1 protein-coding gene is annotated in these 1,572 nt (G+C 46.4%); it reads left to right on the forward strand.

The window, feature by feature from the left end:
- Positions 1-391: 391 nt before the first annotated feature.
- On the forward strand, positions 392-1,572 hold a 1,181-nt coding region (locus C5S62_RS01635), incomplete at its 3' end, for a beta-N-acetylhexosaminidase (RefSeq protein ID WP_133159455.1).

A 1,572-nucleotide genomic window follows, 5' to 3' on the forward strand; every position in this document is an offset into this window, starting at 1 on the left:
GGAATTCGAATAAAGACTTTTTCCTCTCCACTACTTATAACCTATATTTTAACACTCTGAAATGTTTTGAAAAGTTAAATATGTTAAAGTCCGAATTGCCTTAAAGTCAATGAAAAATGAGGTGACTGAAATGAATCCGACAGATGAACGCAAAAAAGAATATAATTTCTTGTTTGTTAAACAGAAAGGCGTATATTTGTAACAAAATTCCAATTTACCACCGATTGTATTTTCAGTCTGTCTCTGAAAAGGCAAATGCACCGGTCTTTTCCAACGGCATTTCAAGGATGTCCGTTAAAAGAAACAAAGGATAAAAGAACATGGCCTTTGAGGGAAATTGCAGGTTTTACCAACAGTCGCTTTTTTATTTATAATTTAATACCATAAAAGCATGAAAAGAAATGTACTTTGGTCCATATTATGGTTGATGCTGCCTTTCATCGTCATGGGGCAGTCCTTTGTAAACCTTACCCCCAGACCTAAGAATATCATTGTAGCCGGTGGCGAACTGCTCTTGCCGCCATCCTTTGCCGTACTCACACAAAATCTTTCGGAGGAGCAGACGGCTGAGACCCGAAAGTTTGTAGGAAACTTTAACCGTGCGACAGGCTACAGCGCCATTCTGACGGATGAAACAGCCGAGGCCTTGTTTAAGATTTCGTCAGACCCTACAGTTTCTGCCGAAGGTTACGTTGTCAACGTGACGGACGGCGGAGTGGAAGTGAAAGCCTCTACGGCCACCGGACTTTATTACGCATTTCAGACAATAAGGAAAATTCTGCCTCCCAACGTTATGGCCGGTGTGGCAGATGACCGGATAACCCGTTATGCCCTGCCGCTGGTAAGCATCAGCGACGAACCGCGTTATGGTTACCGCGGATTTATGCTTGACGTGTCACGCCACTTCTTTACCGTAGAGGAAGTAAAGCGCATGATAAACGTGATGTCCATGTACAAGATGAACCGTTTCCACTGGCATCTGAGCGACGACCAGGGATGGCGTGTTGAAATTAAAAAGTATCCCCGTCTCACGACAGTCGGCAGCATCGCACCCAACTCACGCTTTACCAGCATGACCGAAGGGCAGTATTGGATAAACAAACCCTACGGCCCCTATTTTTACACCAGGGAAGAACTCAAGGAAGTGGTGGCTTATGCCAAGGAACGCCATATTGAAATAATTCCTGAAATAGACATGCCCGGCCATTTCTGTGCGGCAATGGCGGCTTATCCGGAATTCAGTTGCAACCCCGGCGGTTCTCACGTTGTGTGGAGCGACGGCGGCATCTCCAGTGATGTTATGAATGTGGCCAATCCGCAGGCAGTGCAGTTTGCCAAAGACATTCTGGAGGAACTTATGGATATCTTCCCCTACGAATATCTCCACATCGGCGGCGACGAGTGCCCGACATCGGCCTGGGAAGGCAATGTGCAATGTCAGGCACGCTACCGCGAGCTGGGGCTTACCAGCTATCGGCAGCTTCAAAGCCTTTTCATTAAGGAAATGGCTGATTTCGTAAAATCAAAAGGACGCCGTCTGGCTGTTTGGAACGAAGCCATTACTGCTGGTGG

The organism is Prevotella sp. MGM2 (genome assembly GCF_002933955.1).
Taxonomy (GTDB): domain Bacteria; phylum Bacteroidota; class Bacteroidia; order Bacteroidales; family Bacteroidaceae; genus Alloprevotella.